Annotated in this window: 7 protein-coding genes; all 7 read left to right on the plus strand. The window is 37.9% G+C overall.

The window, feature by feature from the left end; genetic code table 11:
- The first annotated feature begins 1,293 nt into the window (after positions 1-1,293).
- The 7 genes from BFL01S_RS17370 (at position 1,294) to BFL01S_RS17400 (ending at position 8,649) form a co-directional block, all read left to right on the plus strand.
- Positions 1,294-2,043, plus strand: a complete 750-nt coding sequence (locus tag BFL01S_RS17370; RefSeq protein WP_025909688.1) for a metal ABC transporter ATP-binding protein — start codon at positions 1,294-1,296, stop codon at positions 2,041-2,043.
- Positions 2,040-2,921, plus strand: a complete 882-nt coding sequence (locus BFL01S_RS17375) for a metal ABC transporter permease (RefSeq protein ID WP_025909689.1) — start codon at positions 2,040-2,042, stop codon at positions 2,919-2,921. The genes BFL01S_RS17370 and BFL01S_RS17375 overlap by 4 nt, the downstream gene beginning before the upstream one ends.
- Positions 2,918-3,859: a metal ABC transporter substrate-binding protein gene (locus BFL01S_RS17380; protein WP_169799871.1), complete on the plus strand. Its 942-nt coding sequence runs from the start codon at positions 2,918-2,920 to the stop codon at positions 3,857-3,859. Before BFL01S_RS17375 ends, BFL01S_RS17380 begins: the two co-directional genes overlap by 4 nt.
- 298 nt (positions 3,860-4,157) lie before the next feature.
- Positions 4,158-6,572 carry a nitrite reductase large subunit NirB gene (nirB, locus tag BFL01S_RS17385; RefSeq protein WP_061786466.1) on the plus strand — a complete coding sequence of 805 codons (2,415 nt, stop codon included), beginning with the start codon at positions 4,158-4,160 and terminating at the stop codon, positions 6,570-6,572.
- Between the two features lie 23 nt (positions 6,573-6,595).
- A complete protein-coding gene (nirD, locus tag BFL01S_RS17390) occupies positions 6,596-6,922 on the plus strand; it encodes a nitrite reductase small subunit NirD (protein ID WP_061786467.1) in 327 nt (108 codons plus the stop codon).
- A 64-nt stretch (positions 6,923-6,986) separates the two neighbouring features.
- Entirely contained in the window at positions 6,987-7,757 is a 771-nt protein-coding gene (gene cobA, locus BFL01S_RS17395; RefSeq protein WP_061786468.1) for a uroporphyrinogen-III C-methyltransferase, read from the plus strand.
- 55 nt (positions 7,758-7,812) lie between these two features.
- Positions 7,813-8,649, plus strand: coding sequence for a formate/nitrite transporter family protein (locus BFL01S_RS17400; RefSeq protein ID WP_061786469.1), 837 nt, complete (start codon positions 7,813-7,815; stop codon positions 8,647-8,649).
- The last annotated feature ends 44 nt before the right edge of the window (positions 8,650-8,693 follow it).

Genomic DNA, 8,693 nt, shown 5'->3' on the forward strand with positions numbered 1-8,693 from the left:
CAAAAAAAAAGAACCCTTATGGGAGTAGGGTTCTCGATGAGGCCTTGTTTCTGATTTATGCAGCTTTTTATACATCCTTGACGCGTAAGGGTTTTATACAAGGGCGTAACCCAAACAAATGTATAAAAAGTGCACCTTTTATACATATGCTTTACCCTCTAAATAATTGATTTTTTAGTTAGATATGATATATTAAATGTCAGACTATTTTTTACAAATTGCATTTTTATCATGTCGTTTAACTCTTTAAATAAAAAACTGTCTCTTCTTTACTGGAGACAGTTTTTTATTTTGCCATCTTTTCACTGGACAAATTATAAAATCATATTATATTGTGTAAGAGCAAGTCATCCACCTTTTATCTAAGCATGTAATTACCATACATGTAGAAAAAGCTTTACTTTTATTTTGAAATTGTACCAGTCCTATTATTAACATGATTAAACCGAAAAGTAACGTCGCGTAGGGCTGCAAAGTATAATCCTTTGTTATGAAACTATATAACATAAGAGGAAGAGCTATAACCGACAAAATAAGTTGTAAACGAATTAACATTTGTAAGTACTCTTTTAGAATTATTTGCACGGTCGGCAGGACCCGCAATGCTAATGAGCGGATAGCATTGAACTTGTACCGGAATCTTCCTTGGGTGTATCATCATCGCTAGAATCTTCAACTGGTGGCACTGGAAAGTTCCTTTAAAGAGACCTCCTATTTCGCTAGATAGTCATAATGATGCTATATAATAGTCTTTAGAAAATAAAAAAGTATGAGAGTCATTGTTGGAAACATAATGGCTCTTTTTTATGTCTAGGTAAATAAAGTTGGTCAACCTTCTGTGCAAGAGCTTCCAATGAAATAACAATAAAAAGAATGAGAAGTAGTTCTAGGCTACCTCTCATTCTTTTTTCTACTTTTGATGGGGATCTTTATTAAATAATTTACCTTTGTCTAAAAAGTTTCCTTTGGTAAAATATTTGGTATCATTTTATTCCCTCATTCATAAAATATCAATAAAATCGTTTTATTTCACTTTTTTAAGCCGAATAAAAAACATGTACGATGTGGATTTTAGCGTAATCCTCTATGTTTAGTGCTTTTTCCACTAAATTTAATAAGAGGATGTTTACAAAATTGCATATGGGCTATATAATTTGATTAATATAAAAAAGTTTCCCTTAGGAAAAATATTTATTGATATACTCGTAATACGTGAGTATTATATTTTTTTACCTGAGTTTTGCCTGTGTGCAAAAAAGTTAAATGAACCCAATAAAAAGGAGAGTATATAAAATGACTGACGCAATCGTTGTAAAAGATTTGTTTGTATCGTATCAAGGTAATCAAGCGGTTAAAGACGTTTCGTTTACGATTGAGAAAGGGCTGCTTATTGGAATTATTGGTCCGAATGGAGCTGGTAAATCAACGTTAATGAAAGCTATTTTGGATTTAATCCCAAATGATAAAGGACATATTGAAGTCCTGGGAGAGAATATTCGAAGTGCTAGGAAACAAATTGCTTACGTTCCACAGCGAAGTACGATTGATTGGGATTTTCCGATTACCGTTTTAGATGTTGTATTAATTGGAACGTATCCATCCTTGGGAATAATGAAAAGACCCAAGAAAGAGCATAAGAGTTGGGCGTTACAGTGTTTGCACAAAGTAGGAATGGAAGAATTTAAACACCGTCAGATTGGCGAACTGTCAGGTGGTCAACAGCAACGCGTATTCTTAGCAAGAGCGCTTGCTCAAAAAGCAGAGGTCCTTTTTTTAGATGAACCATTTGTTGGAATAGACGTAACGAGTGAAGAAACCATTATCACTATTCTTCGAGAGTTACGTCAACAAGGAAAAACAACGGTCGTTGTACATCACGATTTAAGTAAAGCAGAATCCTATTTTGATAAATTATTATTATTGAATAAAGAATTGATTCATTATGGAGAAGTAAATAGCGTACTCGAACCAGCTGTGATGGTAAAAGCCTATGTAAATCAAGAACTCTTTTTTAATCATCCAACGGAGGTACATTCATCATGAAGGTTGTAGAATTTATGAATGCGTTGATGCAATATAGCTTTCTACAAAAAGCGTTGCTAACGTCCGTTATGGTAGGAGTTATTTGTGGAGTGATTGGCTGTTTTATTGTCTTAAGAGGAATGGCACTGATGGGAGACGCAATTTCACACGCTGTTCTTCCAGGCGTTGCTATCTCCTACATGATGGGAATGAATTATTTTATCGGTGCAGTTTTAACGGGAGTTATTACTGCGATTGGAATTGGCTTTGTTAGTCAAAATAGTCGTATCAAACATGATATGGCAATTGGTATTATGTTTACGTCCGTATTTGCTATAGGGATTATTTTAATTACCTTTATGAAAAGCAGTTCTGATCTTTATCACATCTTGTTTGGAAATGTGCTTTCTGTACGCTCTTCTGATATGTGGACTACACTCATTATCGGTGTCGTTATTATGGGCTTGGTGTATGTGTTTTATAAAGAGCTTTTGGTGTCGACGTTTGATCCAACTATGGCACAAAGCTACGGCTTGCCAAACAAATGGATTCATTACGGGCTCATGGTTCTTTTGACGATGGTGACAGTTGCCTCTCTTCAAACTGTAGGAATTATTCTCGTAGTTGCCATGCTCATTACGCCTGCGGCTACGGCCTACCTATTAACGAACCGGTTATGGGTCATGATTTATTTAGCAGCTGGTATCGGAGCGCTTTCTTCTATAGTAGGGCTATATTTTAGCTTCTCATATAACCTTGCTTCAGGAGCAAGTATTGTTATTGTGGCAACATTCTTATTTGCGTTAGCATTCTTCTTTTCACCTTCACAAGGGCTGTTTTGGAGAATGATAAAAATAAAAAGAAATCGAGCTGAGCTCTCAAAGTCGATTGGAGGATGAAGGTGAAATTAAAAATTTGGTTGTTATCAGTCATTAGTCTACTAGTCTTTGCGCTAGTTGCGTGTTCCAGTGGCACCAATGGAAACGAAGCGAACAGTGACAAATTGAAAGTCGTTACGACTTATTCCATTATCTATGATATTGTTAATCAAATCGGTGGAGAAAAAGTTGAGATTCATAGTTTGGTTCCAATTGGAAAGAACCCGCATGAATATGATCCGCTTCCAGAAGATGTAATGAAGATGACGGATGCAGACGCTGTATTTTACAATGGGTTAAATCTAGAAGAAGGTGGAGCTTGGTTTAACAAATTATTGAAAACAACGGATAAATCAGGTGAGAACGCGCCTGTTTATCGAGTGAGTGAAGGGGTAAAACCTATTTATCTAGAAACAAAAGGATTAGAAAAAGAGCCTGATCCACATGCGTGGATGAACATTGAAAATGGAATCCTATACGCTGAAAATGTAAAGAAAGCACTTATTAAAGAGGATCCTGATAACAAAGAATTTTATGAAAAAAATGCTAAAGAGTATATAGCAGAACTTCAAAAGTTACACGATGATACATTAAATAAGATCCAACAGCTTCCTGAAGAAAAGCGTTTCTTAATCTCAAGCGAAGGAGCTTTTAAATACTTTGGAAATGCATACGGAATAAATACAGGTTATATTTGGGAAATTAATTCAGAAAGCCAAGGTACGCCCGATCAAATTCGAGACGTGGTAAGTTTAATTGAAACAAATAACATTCCAGCTTTATTTGTCGAAACAAGCGTAGATAAACGAAGTATGGAAACGGTATCCAAAGAAACGCAGGTTCCGATTGCTGGCACAATTTTTACCGATTCGCTTGGGAAACTAGGGGAAGACGGAGACACGTATTTAAAAATGATGAAGTGGAATACGGAAACGATTATTAATGGATTACAAGAATAAGTGAGCTGTTTTTTTACAATTCAACGCTATACTAGAATCTGAGTCATAAATATTTCAGCTAATGATATATCCAAACTATCGCGAGTTAAACACTTTCGATCGTTTGGATATTTTTTGTTTATTAGTAAAAAAATTGAAAAGTTGATGATGGTTTTTACTCAATAAACTAATAAAATATGTTAGATTATATAACATAATTGTTTAACTTTTCGGAAAATTGCTTTAAATTAGACTCAAACATTCATTTTAAATGCATCTTTTAGTCGAAAATAATGAAGGCAAAGGAGAGAAATGAAGTATGAGAAAAGAGAAGTTAATCGTAATTGGGAATGGGATGGCTGGAATTCGAGCAGTTGAAGAGATTATTAGTTTGTCCCCTGAAATATTTGATATCACTGTATTTGGGAGTGAGCCACATCCAAACTATAATCGCATCTTGTTATCTAAAGTATTACAAGGGGATACAAGCGTAGAAGACATTACGCTAAACGACTGGAACTGGTATGAGGAGAACGATATTACTCTTTATATAGAAGAAAAGGTTATAAGCATTGACTCAATTAATCAAGAAATACGTACGGATCAAGGAAAGATTGAATTTTACGATAAGTTGATCATAGCAACGGGCTCTCTGCCATTTATTCTTCCAATTCCAGGAGTAGAGAAAGAAGGCGTTACAACGTTTCGAGATATAAGCGATACGAATCAAATGGTAAAAGCATCTCAGCAGTATAAAAAAGCAGCTGTAATTGGAGGCGGATTATTAGGTTTAGAAGCAGCGAGAGGACTTTTAAACTTAGGAATGGATGTAACGGTTGTTCATTTATCCTCTTATTTAATGGAGCGTCAGTTGGATTTGACTGCTGGAAAGTTGCTTCAACAAGAGTTAGAACAGCAAGGGATGAGTTTCTTGCTTGAGAAACAAACCCAAGAAATCACGGGTCATGAGCGCGTAGAAGGGTTAAAGTTCTCAGACGGAAACCTATTGGAAACAGATTTTGTAGTAATGGCAGCAGGCATTCGACCGAATACTGAACTTGCTCAAAAAGCGGGTCTTCATATCAACCGTGGAATTGTGGTAAATGATTATATGGAAACGAGTAGTGCCAACATTTATGCCGTAGGCGAATGCGCAGAGCATAAAGGTATGGTTTATGGGTTGGTAGCTCCTCTTTACGAGCAAGGAAAAGTACTAGCTAAAACGATCTGTGGAGGAGATGTACGTCCTTATCAAGGGTCTGTTCTATCCACTCAGTTAAAGGTATCGGGCGTAGATGTTTTTTCAGCCGGTGATTTTATAGAAGATGAACAAAAGAAATCGATCAAGGTATTCGATGAGCAAGATGGTATTTACAAAAAAATTGTTTTAAAAGGAAATCAAATTGTAGGGGCCGTTTTATTTGGTGACAGCCGTGATGGAAACCGCTTGTTTTCCATGATTCAAAAGCAACAGGACGTATCGGAAGTGGAGAAGATTTCAATTCTACAACCAATAAGCGGGCAAGGAAGCGGAAGTCTGGTAGCAAGTATGAGTGCGGATGATATTGTTTGTGGATGTAATGGCGTATCGAAAGGAACGATTGTAGAAGCTATTCAAAATCAAGGCTGTACATCAGTTGATGAGCTTAAAGCCTGTACGAGTGCTTCACGTTCGTGCGGAGGGTGTAAGCCGCTTGTTGCTGAATTGCTTCAGCACACGCTTGGAAGTGAGTTTGATGGAGCAGCTCAAAAGGAAGCGATATGTGGATGTACATCTCTTTCTCGAGATGAGGTGGTAGAGGAAATTCGAGCAAAAGGCTTATCTCATACGCGTGAAGTGATGAATGTGCTTGGATGGAGTAACGAAGAAGGTTGTTCTAAGTGTCGTCCTGCATTGAATTACTACTTAGGTATGGTGAATCCAACTGGCTATGTAGATGAACGAGAATCTAGATTTGTAAATGAACGTATGCATGCTAATATCCAAAAGGATGGTACGTATTCTGTTGTTCCTCGAATGTACGGAGGTGTCACGAACGCAGATGATTTACGACGCATTGCTGACGTGGTTGATAAATACAACATCCCGCTTGTAAAAGTAACGGGAGGACAGCGTTTAGACTTATTCGGTGTAAAGAAAGAAGATTTACCTTTAGTGTGGGAAGAGCTAGATATGCCTTCTGGTTATGCTTATGGCAAATCACTTCGAACGGTGAAGACGTGTGTTGGAGAACAATTTTGCCGCTTTGGTACGCAGGATTCGATGGGAGTAGGGATTGCGCTGGAAAAGAAATTTGAAGGATTATGGACTCCTCATAAAGTAAAGATGGCTGTATCGGCCTGTCCAAGAAGCTGTGCTGAATCAGGCTTTAAAGATATTGGCTTTATTGGAATAGACGGTGGTTGGGAAATTTATGTTGGTGGTAATGGAGGCACTCATTTACGAGGAGGCGATTTGCTATATAAGGTGAAAACAGACGAAGAGTTAATGGAAATTACAGGAGCCTATCTACAATATTACCGTGAAACGGCAAATTATCTAGAGCGTACTTCAGCTTGGATTGAACGAATCGGTATTAAAAACGTTCAGGCTATTCTTGATAATGTAGAGGAAAGAAAGAAACTAAACCTTCGTATAGATGAAGCCTTATCTACGTATCGAGATCCATGGAAGGAAATCGTTGAGAACAAGCAAGCAAAAAAAGAATTGTTTGAGACAGTTGTAACATCATAACAAAACAAATGGAGGGGAAAAAGATGGTAAACAAAAACATAACAAAAGTGTTGCTTGGGTCAATTCATGATTTTCCAGAAAGCCTAGGTAAAACCGTGAAAGTGAATCAAAAAGAAATTGCTGTCTTTAAGCTATCAAGCGGTAAAATTCAGGCCGTTGATAACCGATGTCCTCATAAAGGTGGCGTATTAAGTGAAGGAATAGTGAGCGGTGATTCGGTATTTTGCCCTATGCATGATTGGAAAATTTGTTTGGACAACGGGCGTGTTCATGAACCTGATACTGGCTTAGTAAAGGCATACCGAACATCTGTTGAAGAAGAGCTTGTATATCTGTGGTTAGAAGATTAATAAGCTGTTGTAAATCATCTATTAAACATGCCATCATAGTTATACTGAAGGAGTGAAGCGGAGAATGAGACAAGGAAAAGTCTATCTTGTTGGAGCGGGACCGGGCGACCCAGATTTGTTAACCATTAAAGCAGGAAAGTGTTTAGAAATAGCAGATGTTATTTTATACGATCGGCTGGTAAATCCTGATCTTTTACACTATGCAAAAGAGGGAGCAGAACTTGTGTATTGCGGAAAGACGCCTGGTTATCACTGTGTTCCTCAAAAAGTCATTCAAGATTTATTATTACATTACGCCCAGCAAGGAAAGATAGTTGTACGGCTAAAAGGTGGAGATCCTTTCATTTTTGGGCGAGGAGGCGAAGAAGCTGAAGTATTAGCTAAGCATCACATTGAGTTTGAAATCATCCCCGGTATTACAGCGGGGATTGCTGCTCCTGCTTATGCTGGAATCCCTGTCACCCATCGAGAGTTAAGCCGTTCATTTGCAATCGTGACCGGACACGGTTTAACTGGAACTCCGGAAAATATTAGGTGGCATCATCTAGCTCAAGGCGTTGATACGCTTGCTATTTATATGGGAGTTAAAAACTTACCGTATATTTGTGAACAGCTTTTAGCTGGTGGTAAGTCCATAGAGACACCAGTGGCGGTGATTGAGGAAGGTACTTCTATTAACCAAAGGGTTTTAATTGGTACGCTGCGAACGATTGTAGAAATAGCCACTAGTGAACAAGTCAGTAATCCAGCGCTGATTGTGGTCGGAGAAGTGGTAAAACAATCAGCGACTCTCTCCTGGTTCTCAAAGTCCAAACTTCAAGAAGTGTACGCGTAATATTTTTATTATATAATTTATCAGAGAATTTTAACGAAATAGGGGAGGGATAAGCGTGTTTAAAGCGTCAATCGAGTCTATGACGGACATAGCTCGTCAAAAAACAAATCAAGTGAATAAACAATTGCCGAGCTATTTACTGTTGTCTATGCTTGCAGGTGCTTATGTCGGAATTGGTGTAGTATTAGCTCTTTCAGTTGGTGCTCCGTTAGCCGAAGCATCATTACCAATAGTCTCACTAGTTATGGGCTTATCGTTTGCCATTGCGTTACTACTTGTTATGTTTGCCGGAGCCGAGTTGTTTACAGGCAATCATATGTTTTATACAATCAGTACATTATCAGGTGCTACTACGTGGAAAGATACGTTGAAAAATTGGCTGTGGTGCTTTGTTGGAAACGGATTGGGAGCGTTCGTATTGTGTCTCTTAATCGTTGGAACTGGTTTGTTTAAAGGAGTAGGCGATACACATTTATTACTGACAACCGCAGCAAAGAAAATGAACCTGCCAATGAGCGAACTTTTTTTTCGAGGGATTTTATGTAATTGGCTCGTCTGCTTAGCCATTTGGACGGCTTTGAGAACCAAAAGCGATGCGGCCAAAATTATGTTAGTTTTTTGGATGCTGTTTGCCTTTGTTGCATCTGGCTATGAACACAGCGTTGCAAACATGACGTTCCTTGGTTTGGCTTTACTTCATCCGCACCCTGAAACGATATCATTAGCTGGACTGCTACATAATCTGATCCCGGTTACGCTTGGGAATATTGTAGGCGGCGCTTTATTTGTAGGAAGCGTATATTGGTTTATCAATAAAAAGCAAATGGAAAAAGGGCGTATTCAAGAAGTGAAAATTCCAAAAATCGTTAAAGAAGAAACATTATCAAAGTAACAGAAAGAGACTGAGACATAAGTAGTTCAGCCTCTACGATACCT

This window comes from Priestia flexa NBRC 15715 (genome assembly GCF_001591565.1).
Taxonomy (GTDB): Bacteria; Bacillota; Bacilli; order Bacillales; family Bacillaceae_H; genus Priestia; species Priestia flexa.